Raw genomic sequence first — 17,134 nt, 5'->3', positions numbered from 1 at the left:
CCTGCCGGCCGAAGCTGTCCTGGACGCGCTTGCACACCTCGGGGCTCGCCTGCTCCCGCTCCTCGTCCTCACCCCGCCGGACCCGGTCTTCCACGTGATCTCGTCTCCTCGATAGCCTGATCACCATGATGCGCGCATGGATCCTGCCGGTGGTGCTGGTGCTCTGCGGCGCGGTGTCCGCGGCGGGAATGGTCCTCGCGGGGAACCCGGGTGCGGCCGCGGTGGTCATCGTGCTGTTCGTGGCGTTCGCCGGTGTCAACTCGCCGCTGATCTTCCCGAGGTCGGTCGGCGCGCTGGAGGCGCAGCGCCGCAGCGAGGCCGACGGCCGGCCGGTGGTCTTCTGGCGCCCCGGCTGCGCGTACTGCCTGCGCCTGCGGATGCGGCTGGGCCGGCGTGCCCGCCGGCTGCACTGGGTCGACATCTGGCGTGACCCGGCCGGTGCGGCCGTGGTGCGAGCGGCCAACGACGGCGACGAGACGGTGCCCACCGTCCTCGTGGCGGGCCGGCCGTACGTCAACCCCGACCCCGCGTGGGTGCGCGAACAGCTCTCCCGCTCCGCCTGAGGGGCGGGCCGCCCGACCGCGCCCCGGACGGGTGTCGGCGGCACCGAACGGGGAACCCGGGGTCCGCCCGACGGAAGGGCCCCGGCGTTCCGGCAGGCCGACGACCGGGCCGTAGGACGCCACGGAGCGGATTCCCGGCCGAGGCTGCCCGGCCAGGAGTCCGGGACCTTCCCGGGGCGCCGCCAGGTCGGCTCGTGGGGCGGGAACCGGTGGCTCCGGGGGCGGCTGCGCCCGCTGGTGCCGGGCTGGTCACCGTCGGCCCGGCTCCGGCCCACCATGAGCCGCCGCGCGCACTGTCGCCGGGCGGCCGGACCGTTCTAGGCTGTCGGAAGGGAGGAATCCGCTCCTCCCGCGTCCCCAGTCCTCGGACGGCGAAGCAGACGCCTCGGTCGGCCGGAGCCCACCTCGTCCCGCGCTCGAGCCTTCAGCGGGTCCCGGCCTTCGTCCTCGCGGCTGTTCGAGCTGGGGCTGACTCCCGCTCGGCCCCTGAGCCGCAGGGACATTCCCGCGCGGGCCCTCGCGCCAGGGGACGGCGCGAGCCCTCGCGCACAGCGGCCGTCGCCCCCGCCGACATCGGGCGGCGGCCGCTGTCGAGTCCTCCCGGGGAGCGCCCGGCCGGCATCCGTCCGTGGTCGGACGGGGTGAAGGCTCCGCGCGCCGACGGGCGGACGACGGACGCGCCGCGGGCTGCCCGGCCCCGTGGCAGCCGCCCGCGAAAGCTGTGACGATGGCGTACAGGCAGCGGACCCGACGGCCCTGGGGGAGATGACATGCCGATCAGCCGGCTGGGACTCGTCGTGCACGGTGGCCGGCCCGAGGCGGTGTCGGGAGGCCGGACCGTGCGGCAGTGGTGCGCGCGCAACGGCATCGGCTGCGTCGACATCGACGTCTGGCAGGGCCAGGGAAGCCGCCGCAGCGGCCGCGACGAAGTGCGCGCCGCGGGCAGCCCCGACCTCATCGTGACCCTCGGTGGAGACGGAACCTTTCTGCGTGGAGCCCGCATCGCCGCGAAGAAGAACGTCAAGGTGCTCGGCGTCGACCTGGGCAAGGTCGGTTTCCTGACCGAGACCGCGGTCGCCGAGGTCGAGCGGGCGCTGGACGCCGTGCACGCCGGGGAGTCCGAGTGCGAGGAGCGGATGACCCTCACCATGAGGGCCTCGAAGCTGCTGGAACTCCCCACCGACGTGGAGCAGTTCCTCTGCTACGGCCACGGACCGGCGCTCCCGCCGCCTCCGCCGCAGTCCGGTCTCGCGGCCGAGGACGACGGGGGCATCGCGCTCGACGTCACCGCCCTCAACGACGTCGTCGTGGAGAAGCTGGCGCGGGACCACCAGGTCAGCCTCGGCGTCTACATCGCCGGGCGGCTGCTGGCCTCGTACTCGGCGGACGGTGTCGTCGTCGCCACCCCGACCGGCTCGACCGCCTACAGTTTCGCCGCCGGCGGACCGGTGCTGTCGCCCCGTCTGCGGGCGGTGGTCTTCACGCCCGTCGCCCCCCACATGGCGTTCAACCGCACGGTGATCGCGAACGCCGACGAGCCGATCACGCTGCGCGTGCTGCCCCACTCGGGGCGCGCCGCGGTGAGCGTCGACGGGCAGCCGCGGGGCGTCCTCGACCCCGGCGACTGGATCGGCGTGACGGCGGCCCCCGAGCCACTGCGCCTGGTCAGGCTGAACCCCGCCAACTTCTACGGGCGCCTGCGTGAGCGGATGCGGCTGACCGACGCACCCGCCACGGCCGCGGACGGCGAGGCGCCGCCGCTGTTCATGCCCACCAGACCCGTGCCCAACGGCGTCCGCCGTCTCGACGTCCCGCCCCTGCCCTGAGCCGCGCCTCGGCGGGCACCGGACCCGTATCTGCAACCAATGGTTGCGCATTGAGGTGGCGTGGCCTACCGTGATGCGCAACCAAAGGTTGCGAAAGGAGGCGGGCGGTATGGAGTACGGCAGCATCGAGCGGGAGATCCGCATCGAGGCCACGCCCGAGGTGGTCTACGAGGTCGTCAGCAGGCCCGAACACCTGCGGGAGTGGTGGCCCGACGAGGCCGACCTCGAACCGGTGCCCGGCGGCACGGGGGTGATCACGTTCGGCGACCCGAGCGCGCCGGACGCCAAGACCGAGTCCCTCACGGTGGTGGAGGCGGACCCGCCGCGGCGGTTCAGCTTCCGGTGGGTGTACGACGACGGAGAGACCGCCGCACCCGCCGACTCGCTCCTGGTCACCTTCGACCTGATCCCCTCGGGAACGGGCACGCTGCTGCGCTTCAGCGAGTCGGGATTTCGGGAGAGGGGCTGGGAGGCGGCCGTGCTCGAGGAGGCGTACCGCGACCATGTGAAGCGCTGGGACCACTTCCTGCCCCGGCTCGTCGCCCATGCCGCCCGGGTGGTGTCGGCGCCGTGATCCCCGCCGTCGACGACGAGCTCTGGTCCGCGGTGGGGGATCCCGTCCGGCGGCGGATGCTCGACCTGCTGCTGGCCGACGGCAGCGGAACCGCGACCACGCTGAGCGATCGCCTGCCGGTCACCCGCCAGGCGGTCACCAAACACCTCGGCGTACTCGGCCGGGTCGGTCTCGTCCATGTGACCCCGTCCGGACGGGAGCGCCTCTACCAGGTCGACGAGGCGCAACTCGCCCGTGCCGTGGCCCAGTTGGCGTCCGTCGGGTCCGCCTGGGACGCCCGGCTGCAGCGCATCAGGCGGATCGCCGAGACGATCCAGCGCGGCCAGGACGGCTGAGCCCCTGCGCACGCACCTCCGGGCAACCACGACTACCTGCAAGAGAGGGAGATATCGAGATGGTGGACATCCTGCACAGGATCGGCGTCACGTCGTCCCCCGACGACGTCTACGCGGCCTTGACCACGATCGAGGGCCTGTCCGACTGGTGGACCCAGGACACGGAGGGCGACACCGAGGTCGGCGGAGTGATCCGGTTCCGCTTCGGTCCCGGCGGCTTCGACATGAAGGTGCTCCAGGCCCGGCCGGCCGAGCACGTGCGCTGGGAGGTCGTCGACGGCCCCGAGGAGTGGATCGGCACCCAGGTCCACTTCGACCTGAAACAGCAGGACGGCTTCACGATCGTGCTGTTCCGGCACGAGGGCTGGAAGGAGCCCGTGGAGTTCATGTACCACTGCAGCACGAAGTGGGCGATCTTCCTGATGAGCCTGAAAAGGCTGATCGAAACCGGCAAGGGCGAGCCCGCACCGCGCGACGTCCAGATCAGCAACTGGCACTAGAACTGTGGCGGGTCGCGCGGCCGGGTGGTCGTAGGTTCGTCAATGCGGTCGTCCGCACGGTGCCTGTGCGCATGATGGGCGTCGAGCGAGTTGCCTACGACCGGAGGAACGGATGGACATCGGAATCGGCCTTCCCAACACGGTTCCCGGTACCGAGCCGGCCAGGCTGCTGGACTGGGCCCGGCAGGCGGAGGGCGCGGGATTCAGCACTCTCGGCACGATCGGCCGGCTCGTGTACCAGGGTTACGAGGAGCTGATCGCCCTCAGCGCGGCCGCCGCCGTCACCAGCAGAATCCGTCTGACGACGAGCGTGCTCCTCGCACCGCTCCACACGAACGCCGCCCTGCTGGCCAAACAGGCGGCCTCCCTGGAACGGATCTCCGGCGGACGCTTCGTGCTCGGAGTGGGCCTCGGCGGGCGGGACGACGACTTCGCGGCCAGCGGGCTGTCCACCAAGGGCCGAGGGCGCCGCTTCGAGGAGCAGATCCAGGAGATGAAGCGGATCTGGGCCGGGGACAGGCGCGGGATCGCCGGCGGGATCGGGCCCAGGCCCGTGCGCGACGGCGGTCCCGAGCTGATCCTGGGCGGCGGGACCGAGGCCAGCTTCCGGCGGGTGGCCGAGCTGGGCGACGGCTGGATCATGGGCGGCGGCTCGCCGGACATGTTCGCCCAGGCGGCGGCCGGAGTGGACGCCGCCTGGCGGGACGCCGGCCGCTCGGGCGCACCCCGCAAGCTGTCCCTGGCCTACTTCGGGCTCGGGCCCGACGCCCGCGCCCAGGCCGACGGTTATCTCCTGGACTACTACGGCTTCCTCGGCGACGTCGCCGGCCAGATCGCCGCGAGCGCCGCGGTGACCCCGGACATGGTCAGGTCCTACGCCGCCGCCTTCGAGTCGAGCGGCTGCGACGAGCTCATCTTCGTCCCGACCGGCTCGGGCCTGGAGCAGATCGAGCTGCTCGCCGAGGCGATCGCCTGACCGGCAGCCGCGGCCGGCCTCTCACCCGGCCGCGGTTCCTCGGCGTCCGCACGGCCGGGGCAGCGGGTGACGTCACTCCTCGCGGTCGGGGATGCGCAGGGCCAGCAGGGCCACGTCGTCGTCGTTGCGTTCGGGGCGGACACGGCGCAGCAGCTGGTCGGTGAACGCGGCCAGGGGACGGTGGACCAGGGCGGCGGCGTGCCGGCGCAGCCGGTCGAGGCCCACGTCGAGGCTGTGGCCGGGGTCCTCGACGAGGCCGTCGGTGTACAGCACGAGCGTGGAACCGGGCGGCAGGCCGGCCGTCGCGTCGGGGCGTTCCCGGTCCACCCCGGTGCCCAGGAGGAGGCCGTGGCCGGTGGTGAGGTAGTGGGCCATGCCGTCCGGGCTGATCAGCAACGGCGGCGGATGGCCCGCGTTGGTCCAGGACAGGTGCCATGTGCCGTCCTCGGCCGCGTCGATCCGCGCGAAGATCATCGTGGCCATGGAGACGTCCGTGATGTGCTGGATGGCCTCATCGAGCCGTTCGACGATCCGGCTGGGCGCCTCGTCCTGGGACCAGGCGTAGGCGCGCAGCATGTTGCGTACCTGCGCCATGCCCGCCGCGGCCTCCAGGTCGTGGCCGACGACGTCGCCGATGGCCAGGGCGGTCGAGCCGTCGGACAGCGGGAAGGCGTCGTACCAGTCGCCGCCGACCTGTGAGGCGTGGGGTGCGGGCAGATAGCGGGCGGTCATCTGCAGGTCCGGCACGCCCGGCATCTGCGGCAGCAGATGGTTCTGCATGGTCTCGGCGACCTTGCGCTGCCGCTGGTACAGGCGGGCGTTGTCCAGGGCCAGCCCGGCGCGGCGCGCGATGTCCTCGATCAGGGGAAGGTCGGCGGCGGTGAAGGACAGCGGGTTCTCGCAGCGGCCCGCGGTCAGGGCGCCCAGAACCTCACGGGTGCTGCGGATGGGCGCGATGGCCACGGAGTGCATTCCGGTGGCGTCGAAGAGATGACGCTGCTCGACCGCGATGCCGGAGTCGGGTGCCCGGTCGTAGGTCCGCGGCCCGGCCAGCGTGGAGGCGACACCGCGCAGGGCCCTGGACAGCGGCATCTGCGACCGCTGCGGGACCGGGGGCATCGGGCCCTGCAGGTCCTCGCGGTGCACCAGGGTCCCGCCCTCGGCGTGCACCACGACGGTGCGCCACACCTCGTCGCGTTCGGTGATCAGATCGACGATCGCCCAGTCCGCCAGCCTGGGCACCACCAGGCCCACCAGCCGGCGCAGCGCCTCGTCTACGTCGAGGGTCGAGGTCAGCTGGGTGGTGGTCTCGGCCAGCAGGGCCAGCCGTTCGAGCTCGGTGAGGGACGCGGCGACCGGCTCCCCGGGCGCGTCGGCGTCCGGTGCGGGCTCGACGGGGTGGAAGACGACGAGCGTGCAGTCGTCGCCGTCCCCGCAGACGTACGGGGTGATCAGCCAGGAGATGCGGAGCAGGCCGCCGTCCGCCCGGGCGAAGTAGTCCTCGTCGGCCTGGGCGGTGCGCCCGGCGTGGAACGCCTGCCGCATGCTGCACTGGGTGCGCGGCAGCGGGCGGCCGTGGGGCCCGCGGTGCAGCAGATCGTGCGCGTCGTGGCCGACGAGACGGTCGGCGGACAGGCCCAGCAGCTGTTCGGCCTGCCCGTTGACGCTGAGGATGCGGCCCTCCTCGTCGACGACGTAGGCCCCGGTCCCGATGGCCCGCAGCACGCGCTGGAGGTCGGCGGAGACGGGCCGCACGGGTCGCTTCCGTGCGGCCTGCGTCTCCTTGTGCGCCGTCATGGCTCCGTCTCCTCGCCGATGGGGCCGCCGTCCGGTCCCGCCGCGGCCGTCCGCGTGCGCTTCACAGGTGCCCCCCTGAGCGTGCGCCGCACATCCTCCGGGTCCCCGGTACCCGCGTCACGGGCGCCCACCCGGCAGCCGGGCGTCACGGCGCCACCCGGATGCCCACGATGCAGGTGTCGTCGTCGGTGTCGGACCTGCTGTGCACCAGCAGCCGGTCCAGCTGCTGGTCCAGCGTGGGCTGCACCGCGCGGGCGGCCGTCAGCAGCTGGGCCAGGGACTCCTGGACGGACCGGTCACGGCGCTCGATCAGGCCGTCCGTGTACATGAGCAGGGTGTCACCGCCGGCGAGCTGGACCTCGTGCTCCTGGTACGCGGCCTCCGGGACCGCGCCCAGCAGCATCCCGCCGACCAGCGGCAGCGCGGCCGCCTCCGTGCCGCGCACCAGGACGGGCGGCAGATGGCCGGCCCGCGCCCACCTCAGGGTGTTGCGCTCGGGGTCGTAGAGGCCGCAGACGGCGGTGGCGGTGACGGCGCCGGTCAGATGGTGCGCCACCATGTTGAGCCAGGACAGCAGCTGGCCCGGTCCGGCACCGGTCACGGCGAGACCGCGCAGCGCGTTGCGCAGGACGACCATGGTGGTGGCCGCCTCGATGCCGTGCCCGGCCACGTCGCCCACGCACAGCAGGACCAGCCGCGACGGCAGGACGACCGCGTCGTACCAGTCGCCGCCGACCAGGTGCTGGGTCTCCGCGGGCCGGTAGCGGACGGCCACCTGGAGCCCCGGCACCGCCAGCGGGGCCTGCGCGGGCGGCATGATGGCGTGCTGCAGCTGGAGGGCGAGGCGGTTGCGCTCACTGGACTGCTGCTCGCTCTGGGCGAGCTGGTCCCGGGTCGCGGCGAGGGCCACCTCGGTCCAGTGGTGGGCGGAGATGTCCTGGTAGGCGCCGCGTACGGCGTACAGCTGGCCGTCCGAGTCCAGCACCGGTTCGCCCACGACACGGATGTGGCGGGTGACGCCGTCGGGGCGCTGCAGGCGGAAGGCCGCCGAGGCGGCACGCCGGTGGTGGAGCAGGGCGCGCAGGAACCGGCCGATGGCGACCGCGTCGTCGGGATGCGCGTGCGCGGGCAGGTCCTCCAGCCGCACCGGGCCGCTGGCGGCGGGCTTGCCGTAGAGGTGGTACAGCTGGCCGTTCCAGGTGATCTCACCGGTGAGGAGGTTCTCCTCGAAGCCGCCGATCCGGCCCAGCCGCTGGGCGTGCTGCAGCAGGCTCGCCAGCCGGGCCGTCTCGTCCTCGATGCGCCAGATGAGCAGCACACTGCCGCCGTGCCGGCTGATGTTGATGTCGGCCACCGCGGCCAGCGGCACATCGTCCACCAGGGCGGTCAGGCGCATCCGGCGGGCGCGGTAGGGCTCGCCGGTGGCGTAGACGCGCTCCGTCCGCTCGAACAGCTCGCTCTGGCCGGCGGCCAGCGGGTACGCCTCCAGGAGCAGGGCGCCGTTGACGGCGCCCCGCGGCCGCCCCGCGGGGTCCAGGAAGTGGATATTGGCGTGCAGGATGCGGAAGTCGACGAGCTCGCCGCCGGCGTCCAGGTGCGGCACGAGCACCAGCGCCGGGTCGTGCAGCCCGTCGGCCAGGTCCATGAGCTCGGCGACGTCCGGCAGGACGCGCGGGCCGGCGTCCTCGCCCGGGCACTGCGGGGCGCACGTCTCCAACGTGTGCGCGCACAGCTCCGCCAGCGCCTCGATCTGGCGGACGATCGGCGCCGGAGGGCTGTCCAGCGGCGCGGGCCAGGCGATCTCCAGCACGCCGTGGATGCGCCCGCCCACCCCGGCCGGTACGGCGACCCGGCCGCCCTCGGGACGGTGGTGCTGCCCGATGGAGGGCAGCCCGGTCCCGGACAGGCTCCTGATCCACTGCCCGCTGCGCTCGGCGAGGCCGCGCCGCGCCACGGTGGTCACCCCCGGCGGCACATGGCGCCAGCGTCCGGCCTCGGCGGGGGAGAACCCGGCGCTGCCCGCCAGGGTGAGCGAACCGTCGGCCCCGAGGGCCCAGATGGCCACCGCCTCCGCGCCCAGCGGGGTCAGGGCGTGTTCCAGCAGCGAGTCGGCGACGGCCTGGGCGTCATGGGCCGCCAGCGCGGCGCTCTCGGCCGCCCGCAGCCGTACGGCGGAGGTGCGTCCGTCCGGCGGGTCCGCGGGGTCGGCGGGCGCCGCGGTGGCCGCGAGGAAGGCGGCGGTCACCTCCGAAAGCCGGTCGCGGGCCGCCTGGTTGATCACCTCGACGGCGAACTCGAGCGGTGTGACCCCCGCCTGCTCGGTGAGTTCGGCGAGCTGCCGCGCGGCCTGGGCGGGCCCGCACGCCAGCCGCTCGACGAGGATGCCCTTGGCCAGTTCGATCAGGGCGCGCCCGTCCGCCTCGGCCTGCGCCGCCCGCACTTCGCGGCGCAGCCGCTCCACGGTCGCCGCGAGCCGGCCGACGGAGGACGACGGCGCGACGCCGTCCTGGTCACCGCTGCCCGCGGGCGCGCGGCCGGCCGGACCCGCGCCCTGGGGTGCGGGCTGTGCTCCCGCCGCGGCCTGGGCCGCCTGCGGGTCGGGCGGTTGACGGAGATCACTCACGGTCTGCCAGTTCCTGGGCTGGTACGTCCGAGGACGTCACGAGGTCGGCGGGTGGGCGCGGTGCGGGGGCCGGTCACACGGACAGCCAGCGTCCGACGCGGGCCATGAGGTCGCTCGTGTCGACGGGTTTGGTGACGTAGTCGTTCGCCCCGGAGGCGAGGCTCTTCTCCTGGTCGCCCGGCATGGCCTTCGCGGTGACCGCGATGATGGGCAGCCTTGCGTACTGGGGCAGGGAGCGGATCTCCTCCGTGGCCGCGTAGCCGTCCATCTCCGGCATCATCACGTCCATCAGGACCAGGCAGACGTCGGGGTGGGCCAGCAGCATCTCGATGCCCTCGCGGCCGTTGTCCGCGTGCAGGACCCGGAAGCCGTGCAGCTCCAGCACCCCGCTGAGGGCGAACAGGTTGCGCGCGTCGTCATCGACCACGAGGACCGTCCGGCCGAGGAAGGAGTCGTCCACGACCTGGGCGGGCGGCTGCTCCTCGGCACGCACCAGCGACAGCACGTCGCCCGGCTGCTCGGCGGACAGATGCAGGGTGATGCGCTCACGCAACTCGTCCAGGCTGGGCAGGAAGTCCAGCGGCCGGTCGCCCGCACGGGCGCGCAGCGCCTGCTCCTGGGCCAGGTCCACGCGGTGACCGGTGTGCACGAGCACGGGCACGCTGGCCAGCGCCGAGTCGCCGCGCATGGCCGCGAGGAAGTCCGCGCCCTCGTCGTCGGGCGTGCCCAGTTCGAGGACGACGCAGTGGCAGGGGTCGGCCGCCAGCATGCCGGCCGCCTCCTGGGCGCCGACGGCGGTGATGATGTCGACCGCCGCGTGCGGATCGTCGTGGCCCTGCGCCATGTCCGCGACCGCACGCTCGGCGACGAGGCTGAGCAGACCGCGCGGACGTTCCTCGATCACCAGCAGACGGCGCCTGCGGCGCTCCTGGGCCGGCGGCGCGGGCGCGGCGAGCGCCCGGGGCGCGGGCGCCTTCCCGGCGGCGGACACGGCCCGCGGCTGCTCCGCCGTGCGGTCGGCCGGGTCCAGCAGCTCCTCGAAGTCCTCCCGGGCCACCGGGAGATGGAGCGTGAAGGTGCTGCCCCTGCCCGGGGTGCTGTCCACGGTGACGGCGCCGCCCAGCAGCTGGGCGATCTCCCGGGTGATGGACAGACCGAGGCCGGTGCCGCCGTACTTGCGGCTGGTCGTGCCGTCCGCCTGCTGGAACGCCCCGAAGATCGTCTCCAGTTGCTGCTGCGGGATGCCGATGCCGGTGTCCTTGACCCGGAACGCCACGACGGGGCCGCCACGGTGCACGCCCGGCGGCACCTCGCGGTCGGCGGCGGGCTCGATCCGCAGCTCCACACCGCCCTGCTCGGTGAACTTCACCGCGTTCGACAGCAGGTTGCGCAGGACCTGACGCAGCCGGGAGTCGTCCGTGAGCAGATCGGCCGGGGTGCCGGGCGCGGTGGCCACGGTGAAGTCCAGGCTCTTCTGCGTCGTCATCGGCCGGAACGTCGCCTCGACGTACTCCAGCAGCTGACGCAGCGGGACCCGCTCGGGAGCCAGGTCCATCTTGCCGGCCTCGACCTTCGACAGGTCCAGGATGTCGTTGATCAGCTGCAGCAGGTCCGAGCCCGCCGAGTGGATGATGCCCGCGTACTCGACCTGCTTCGGGGTGAGGTTGCGGGAGGGGTTCTGGGCCAGCAACTGGGCCAGGATCAGCAGGCTGTTGAGCGGGGTGCGCAGTTCGTGGCTCATGTTGGCCAGGAACTCCGACTTGTACTTGGAGGCCAGCGAGAGCTGCTGCGCCCGGGTCTCCAGCTCCTGCCGCGCCTGCTCGATCTGGAGGTTCTTGGCCTCGATGTCGCGGTTCTGCGAGGCCAGCAGGGAGGCCTTCTCCTCCAGTTCGGCGTTGGAGCGCTGGAGTTCGTCCTGCTGGACCTGCAACTCCTCGGAGCGTGCCTGGAGTTCGGCGGTCAGGCGCTGGGACTCGTCCAGCAGCTCGTCGGTGCGCACGTTGGCGACGATGGTGTTCAGGTTGACGCCGATGGTCGGCATCAGCTGCGCGAGGAAGTCCTGGTGGATCTGGGTGAAGCGGGTCAGCGAGGCCAGCTCGATGACACCGAGGACCTGCTCCTCGACCACGATGGGCAGGACCGTCAGCGCCCGGGGCACCGCCTGTCCGAGGCCGGAGGAAATGGTGACGTACCCCTCGGGCAGCTCCTCGACGGTGACGGGGCGGCGGCTGCGCGCCGCCTGGCCGACGAGGGAGTGGCCGACACGGATACGAGTGGGCCGCGCGGTGTCGTCGGGACTGCCGTACGAGCCCACCAGCCGCAGTTCGGGGCCGCGTTCGGTGTCCTCGGCGAGGTAGCAGGCGCCGTACTGGGCCGAGACCAGCGGCGTGAGCTCGTCCATGATCAGCTCGGCAACCACGGGCAGGTCGCGGTGGCCCTGCATCAGACCGGAGATACGGGCGAGGTTGGTCTTGAGCCAGTCCTGCTCCTGGTTGGCCCGCGTGGTCTCGCGCAGGGACTCCACCATGGAGTTGATGTTGTCCTTGAGCTCGGCGACCTCCCCGGACGCCTCCACGTTGATCGAGCGCGTCAGATCGCCCTCGGCGACGGCGCTCGCGACCTCGGCGATCGCGCGCACCTGCCGGGTGAGGTTGCCGGCCAGTTCGTTGACGTTCTCCGTCAGCCGCTTCCAGGTGCCCTCGACGCCCTCGACCTCGGCCTGGCCGCCGAGCCGCCCCTCGCTGCCGACCTCGCGGGCGACGCGGGTGACCTCGGCGGCGAACGACGACAACTGGTCGACCATCGTGTTGATGGTGGTCTTGAGCTCCAGGATCTCGCCGCGGGCGTCGACGTCGATCTTCTTCGACAGGTCGCCGCCCGCCACCGCGGTCGTCACCAGGGCGATGTTCCGCACCTGCCCGGTGAGGTTGTTCGCCATCGAATTGACGTTGTCGGTCAGGTCCTTCCAGGTGCCGGCCACGTTCGGCACCTGGGCCTGGCCGCCGAGGCGTCCTTCGGTGCCGACCTCGCGGGCGACGCGGGTGACCTCGTCGGCGAACGCGGACAGCGTGTCGACCATGGTGTTGATGACGTCCGCCAGGGCGGCGACCTCGCCCTTGGCCTCGACGGTGATCCGCTGCGAGAGGTCGCCGCGCGCGACGGCCGCGGCGACCTGGGCGATCGAGCGGACCTGCCCGGTCAGGTTGGACGCCATGACGTTGACGTTGTCGGTCAGGTCCTTCCAGGTGCCCGACACGCCCCGCACGGTCGCCTGTCCTCCGAGATCGCCCTCGGTGCCGACCTCGCGGGCGACGCGGGTGACCTCGTCGGCGAAGGCGGAGAGCTGGTCGACCATCGTGTTGATGGTGTTCTTGAGTTCGAGGATCTCGCCGCGGGCGTCGACGGTGATCTTCTGGGAGAGGTCGCCCTGTGCCACCGCGGTGGCCACCTGGGCGACGTTGCGGACCTGCGCGGTCAGGTTGCCGCCCATGAAGTTCACGGAGTCCGTGAGGTCGCGCCAGGTGCCCTTCACGCCCTTGACGTCGGCCTGGCCGCCGAGGCGTCCTTCGGTGCCGACCTCGCGGGCGACGCGGGTGACCTCGTCGGCGAAGGCGGAGAGCTGGTCGACCATCGTGTTGATGGTGTTCTTGAGTTCGAGGATCTCGCCGCGGGCGTCGACGGTGATCTTCTGGGAGAGGTCGCCCTGTGCCACCGCCGTGGTCACCTGGGCGACGTTGCGGACCTGCGCGGTCAGGTTTCCGGCCATGAAGTTGACCGAATCGGTGAGGTCGCGCCAGACACCGCCCACACCGGGGACCTGCGCCTGGCCGCCGAGCCGTCCCTCGCTGCCGACCTCGCGGGCCACGCGGGTGACCTCGGCGGCGAACGACGACAGCTGGTCGACCATGGTGTTGACGGTCTCCTTGAGCTGCAGGATCTCGCCGTGGGCGGGCACGTCGATCTTCTGCGACAGGTCGCCCCTGGCCACCGCGGTCGCCACCTGCGCGATGTCGCGGACCTGCGCGGTCAGGTTGCCCGCCATGGCGTTGACCGAGTCGGTCAGGTCCGCCCAGGTGCCCGAGACCCCGGGCACCTCCGCCTGCCCGCCCAGGGTGCCCTCGGTGCCCACCTCGCGCGCGACACGCGTCACCTCGGACGTGAACACGGACAGCTGGTCGACCATGCCGTTGAAGACCGTGGCGATGTCGCCGAGCAGCCCCGTGCCGTCCGACGGCAGCCGGGTCCCGAAGTCACCGTCCCGCACCGCGGTCAACCCGGCCAGCAGCTGCCGCAGCTCCTGCTCGCCGGGGGCCTGCACCCGCACGTCCGTCGGTCTGCCCGTCATGCGTGCACCCTCGTTCCGCTCCCCAAGAGTCCCCACCCCAGGGACTCGGAACCGAGACGGAGCCGTAAAGCCCCGCTCACCAGCGGCGATCCCGTTTTCGACGGGGCGGCCGGATGAGAAATCGATCGCAGATTAACCCAGTTGCGTCCGGCGACAAAGCCCGGTGCGAGGGCCGCGATCCGGCGAGAAGAAGGAGCCGCGAAAATGGCATGACGCAGCGACTCAGGGGTACTCGGCCCGGTTCGGCGGCAAGGGCGCGACGCGGCGGTCGGCGCGCGACGGGGCGACGCGGGGGCCCGCCGCCGCTGGCGTCACGCCGCGATGGCGTCCTCGACGGTCGCGTGGCAGCTGACGAGGGTGTCGAGTCCCACCAGCTGCACGGTGCGCAGCACCGCGCCCCGCACCCCCGCGAGGCGCAGCCACCCCTGCGGGCCCTGCATGGCCTGATGGGCGGCGATCAAGGCGTTGACCCCGCTGCTGTCCATGAACGTCACCCCGCTCATGTCCACCACGACCCGGCGGCCGTCGGCGGGGTCCGGCGCCGGCATGGCCCGGGTCAGGGCGCCCACGCTCTGGTAGTCGACCTCGCCACGCAGGCCGAGCACGGTGATGCCGTCGATCTCGCTGCCGGCCACCGACAACTGGCCGCGCCCCACTGTTTCCTTGTTGTCTGCCACTCGCGTCCTCTGCGCACTCGGTCCGGCTGTGTCACGTCGCTGGTGCCGACGATCGCCCCTCTGCTGCCAACGATTGCCCCGAGAAGGCGAGGGCGATGCACAACCATGACGAACCTGTGGGCCGCGCCACAGGAGTAACGCGCATATTGCGGGGTAGCCGCGCGGCCATGAACGGGGTACTGCAGATCACCGGCAGAGCGCCAGTCTCGCCCGAGGAGAGTTCCCGCATGCCGGATACCGCACCAGCCGACGTGTCCATCGCTCTCGACGGGGCCGACGGCTGCATCGCCGGCGCGCGGAACCGGACGCTGGACTTCCTGAACCGGGCCCGGTCCGAGAGCGGGCTGACGGTCTCGGACCGTGCCGTCGACCTGGCGCAACTGGTCGTCAGCGAGCTGGTCACCAACGCGCTCAAGTACGCCCCCGGCCCGGTGCTGCTGCACCTGCACATCGGCGACGGGGCGGTGGACATCGAGGTGTGGGACTCCGATCCGACGCTGCCGTTCGCCCGCGCCGCCGACAGCGGACGGGTGGGGCAGCACGGCCTGGAGATCGTGATGGCGGTCGTGCAGAGCTTCGAGGCGCGCCGCGAGCCCGTGGGCAAACGCCTCACGGTCCGGCTCGCCCTGGTCGACGACCCCGACGGTCCGCTGCGGCGCTTCACGGACTGACCAGGCCCGCTCCCCGCGGCAGTGGCGGCGTGCCGCTACCGTGCGGGACATGCGCGCGCACGATCCCAGTTCACCAGGGCCGGCGGCCCGCGGCAGAGCCCGCGCCCTCGGGCTGGCCGTCGGCGGGCTGCCGACGGGTCCGCACAACGCCCTCACGGACGTGCCCGGGGTCCGGGTCGGGCACACCACGCTGATCCGCCCTCCCGAGGTGCACAGCGGGGTCACCGCGATCGTGCCGGACGGGGTGGGTCCCGGCAGCCCCCTGCCCGCCGGGGTGTTCGCGGGCAACGGCTACGGCAAGCTGATCGGCGCCACCCAGATCGCCGAGCTCGGCGCGCTGGAGACCCCGGTCCTGCTCACCTCGACGCTGTCCGCGTTCCGGGTGGCGGACGCCCTGGTGGGCTGGATGCTGGAACGGCCCGGCACCGCGGACGTCCGGAGCGTGAACCCGGTGGTGGGGGAGTGCAACGACGGTCTCCTGTCCGACATCAGGTCGCGTCCGGTGCGGGAGGAGCACGTGCGCGCCGCGCTCGACGAGGCGTCCGGCGGCCTGCTCGCCGAGGGCTGCGTCGGCGGCGGCACCGGGCTGACCGCGCTCGGTTTCAAGTCCGGCATCGGCACGTCCTCGCGGCGGCTGCCGCTCGCCGGCCGGGAGATCACCCTCGGTGTGCTGGTGCAGGCCAATTTCGGCGGCACGCTGCGGGTACGGGGCCGCACGGTCACGCCCGCCGACGTGGGTCTGCCGCTCGCGGGCCCGGCCCCCGAGACCGGATCCTGCATGGTGGTGGCCGCCACCGACGCGCCGCTGGACGCGCGCCAGCTGACGCGCCTGGCCCGCCGCGGCGTCTACGCCCTGGCCCGGGTGGGTGCCGCCTACGGCCACGGCAGCGGCGACTACGGCCTCGCCTTCGGCACCCGGCCCCTGGGCACACCCGCGGGCCCGGCCGTCGTCCGCGACGACGACCTCGACCCGCTCTTCGCCGCCGCGCTCGACGCCGTGGAGGAGGCCGTTCTCAACGCCCTTCTGACGGCTACGACCACCACGGGACCGCGCGGTCACACGCGCCACCCCCTGCCCGCGGCACCCCTGCTCGCGCTGCTTCGGGACGCGGCGGCCGAGGAGTGCGAGAGGAGCGAGCGGCCGGGCGCGTAGGTCAGGACGTCGTCGGGCGGGCCGGCGCCATCGCCCAGCGGACCGCCGACGTGACGGCGCTTCCCAGCGGCCGGACGCACCACTCGTCGACGACCGGGAGCCTCACGAGGCGCAGTTGCCGCGCGGCCCAGTCGGGGAGCAGGGAGACGGCGTTCGCGGCCAGGACGCCGTAGGGGAGGCGGGCGGCGAGCGGGACGGGCGGGTTCAGGAGCAGGAAGCGGGCGGCCTCGCGTGCCTGGGTGGTGGCGCGCAGTTCCGGTCGGTACGAGGCGAACAGCTCGGCGAGTTCCGCGCGATTGCGGGGCGGGTCGGGCACACCCAATTCGGTGGCGATGCGGGCGGTGTCGGCGATGTAGCCGTCGCAGCCCTCGTCGGAAAGGGGATTCATTCCGTAGCGCTGATGTGCGCGCAGGAAACTGTCGATCTCGGCCGCGTGCACCCAGCCGAGCAGATGCGGGTCGGCGGCGTGGTATTCGTCTCCGTCGGCGGTGAATCCGTGAATGCGCTCGTGGACGGACCGGACCTGTTCGCAGATCTGCTCCGCGTGCTCGGCCGTTCCGTAGGTCGTCGTCGCGAGGAAGGTGCTGGTGCGCTGGAGCCGGCCCCACGGGTCGCCGCGGTAGCCGGAGTGGGCCGCCACGGCCGCCATGGCCAGGGGGTGGAGGGACTGCAGCAGGAGCGCGGAGAGCCCGCCGATGAACATCGAGGCGTCCCCGTGCACGCGGCGGACCGGGCGCTCGGGCTCGAACCAGCGTGGACCAGGGGTTTCGTGGATGCGGGCGCGGTTGCGCGGGCCGTCGGGGCCGGCGACGCGGGTGAAGAGCCCTCTGCCGAGCTGACCTCGTAGACCGGACACACCGGACGTTCCCAACTGGACGATTCTCATCGGCGCGGGGCCCTTCCTGCTCGGTCGGCCCCGTCGCTGTGTGCCACGGGCCGACGGTGTCCAGTGTCGCGCGGACGGCGGCGCGCGGGTACGGGGGGCAGACGTGCCGGACATGGGCGGGGGGGGGGGCCCCCGGGGCCCCCCCCCCCCGGGGCCCCCCCGGCCCCCCCGCCCGCCCCCCCACCACACCCCCCCCCACCCCCCCCCC

At 73.1% G+C, this 17,134-nt stretch carries 13 protein-coding genes; 8 read left to right on the top strand and 5 right to left on the bottom strand.

Translation table 11 applies throughout. The annotated features are described in order from the left end of the window. The first annotated feature begins 125 nt into the window (after positions 1-125). From ACIRPX_RS36995 to ACIRPX_RS36970, 6 genes are all read left to right on the top strand, one after another. Positions 126-563 carry a glutaredoxin domain-containing protein gene (locus ACIRPX_RS36995; protein WP_404203599.1) on the top strand — a complete coding sequence of 146 codons (438 nt, stop codon included), beginning with the start codon at positions 126-128 and terminating at the stop codon, positions 561-563. A gap of 770 nt (positions 564-1,333) precedes the next feature. Further along, positions 1,334-2,389 carry an NAD(+)/NADH kinase gene (locus ACIRPX_RS36990; RefSeq protein ID WP_404203597.1) on the top strand — a complete coding sequence of 352 codons (1,056 nt, stop codon included), beginning with the start codon at positions 1,334-1,336 and terminating at the stop codon, positions 2,387-2,389. Positions 2,390-2,498: 109 nt separating this feature from the next. Continuing rightward, positions 2,499-2,963 carry an SRPBCC domain-containing protein gene (locus ACIRPX_RS36985; protein WP_404203595.1) on the top strand — a complete coding sequence of 155 codons (465 nt, stop codon included), beginning with the start codon at positions 2,499-2,501 and terminating at the stop codon, positions 2,961-2,963. Next, entirely contained in the window at positions 2,960-3,298 is a 339-nt protein-coding gene (locus ACIRPX_RS36980; RefSeq protein WP_404203593.1) for an ArsR/SmtB family transcription factor, read from the top strand. The genes ACIRPX_RS36985 and ACIRPX_RS36980 overlap by 4 nt, the downstream gene beginning before the upstream one ends. A gap of 59 nt (positions 3,299-3,357) precedes the next feature. After that, a complete protein-coding gene (locus tag ACIRPX_RS36975; protein WP_404203591.1) occupies positions 3,358-3,798 on the top strand; it encodes an SRPBCC domain-containing protein in 441 nt (146 codons plus the stop codon). A 112-nt stretch (positions 3,799-3,910) separates the two neighbouring features. Beyond that, the gene (locus ACIRPX_RS36970) at positions 3,911-4,774 is read left to right on the top strand and encodes an LLM class flavin-dependent oxidoreductase (RefSeq protein WP_404203589.1); all 864 of its coding nucleotides are present in this window, start codon (positions 3,911-3,913) and stop codon (positions 4,772-4,774) included. A 72-nt stretch (positions 4,775-4,846) separates the two neighbouring features. On the opposite strand, the gene ACIRPX_RS36965 is transcribed toward ACIRPX_RS36970, so the two are convergent. From ACIRPX_RS36965 to ACIRPX_RS36950, 4 genes are all read right to left on the bottom strand, one after another. Beyond that, positions 4,847-6,571: a SpoIIE family protein phosphatase gene (locus tag ACIRPX_RS36965; protein ID WP_404203587.1), complete on the bottom strand. Its 1,725-nt coding sequence runs from the start codon at positions 6,569-6,571 to the stop codon at positions 4,847-4,849. A 145-nt stretch (positions 6,572-6,716) separates the two neighbouring features. Beyond that, the gene (locus ACIRPX_RS36960; RefSeq protein ID WP_404203585.1) at positions 6,717-9,194 is read right to left on the bottom strand and encodes a SpoIIE family protein phosphatase; all 2,478 of its coding nucleotides are present in this window, start codon (positions 9,192-9,194) and stop codon (positions 6,717-6,719) included. Positions 9,195-9,267: 73 nt separating this feature from the next. After that, the gene (locus ACIRPX_RS36955; protein ID WP_404203583.1) at positions 9,268-13,539 is read right to left on the bottom strand and encodes a HAMP domain-containing protein; all 4,272 of its coding nucleotides are present in this window, start codon (positions 13,537-13,539) and stop codon (positions 9,268-9,270) included. 311 nt (positions 13,540-13,850) lie between these two features. Further along, positions 13,851-14,216: an STAS domain-containing protein gene (locus ACIRPX_RS36950; protein WP_404203581.1), complete on the bottom strand. Its 366-nt coding sequence runs from the start codon at positions 14,214-14,216 to the stop codon at positions 13,851-13,853. Between the two features lie 227 nt (positions 14,217-14,443). Between ACIRPX_RS36950 and ACIRPX_RS36945 the strand changes: the two genes are divergently transcribed. Both ACIRPX_RS36945 and ACIRPX_RS36940 read left to right on the top strand, forming a co-directional pair. Further along, positions 14,444-14,887 (top strand): ATP-binding protein, encoded by a 444-nt coding sequence (locus ACIRPX_RS36945; protein WP_404203579.1) that lies wholly within the window; start codon positions 14,444-14,446, stop codon positions 14,885-14,887. A gap of 49 nt (positions 14,888-14,936) precedes the next feature. After that, positions 14,937-16,040, top strand: a complete 1,104-nt coding sequence (locus ACIRPX_RS36940) for a P1 family peptidase (protein ID WP_404203577.1) — start codon at positions 14,937-14,939, stop codon at positions 16,038-16,040. Between the two features lies 1 nt (position 16,041). Here ACIRPX_RS36940 and ACIRPX_RS36935 read toward each other — a convergent pair whose 3' ends face one another. After that, complete coding sequence (locus ACIRPX_RS36935; RefSeq protein WP_404203575.1) at positions 16,042-16,926, bottom strand: oxygenase MpaB family protein; 885 nt, start codon at positions 16,924-16,926, stop codon at positions 16,042-16,044. Positions 16,927-17,134 lie beyond the last annotated feature (208 nt).

The organism is Streptomyces sp. NPDC101225 (assembly GCF_044767585.1).
Classification (GTDB): Bacteria; Actinomycetota; Actinomycetes; order Streptomycetales; family Streptomycetaceae; genus Streptomyces.
This window is presented reverse-complemented; position numbering and strand designations above follow the sequence as displayed.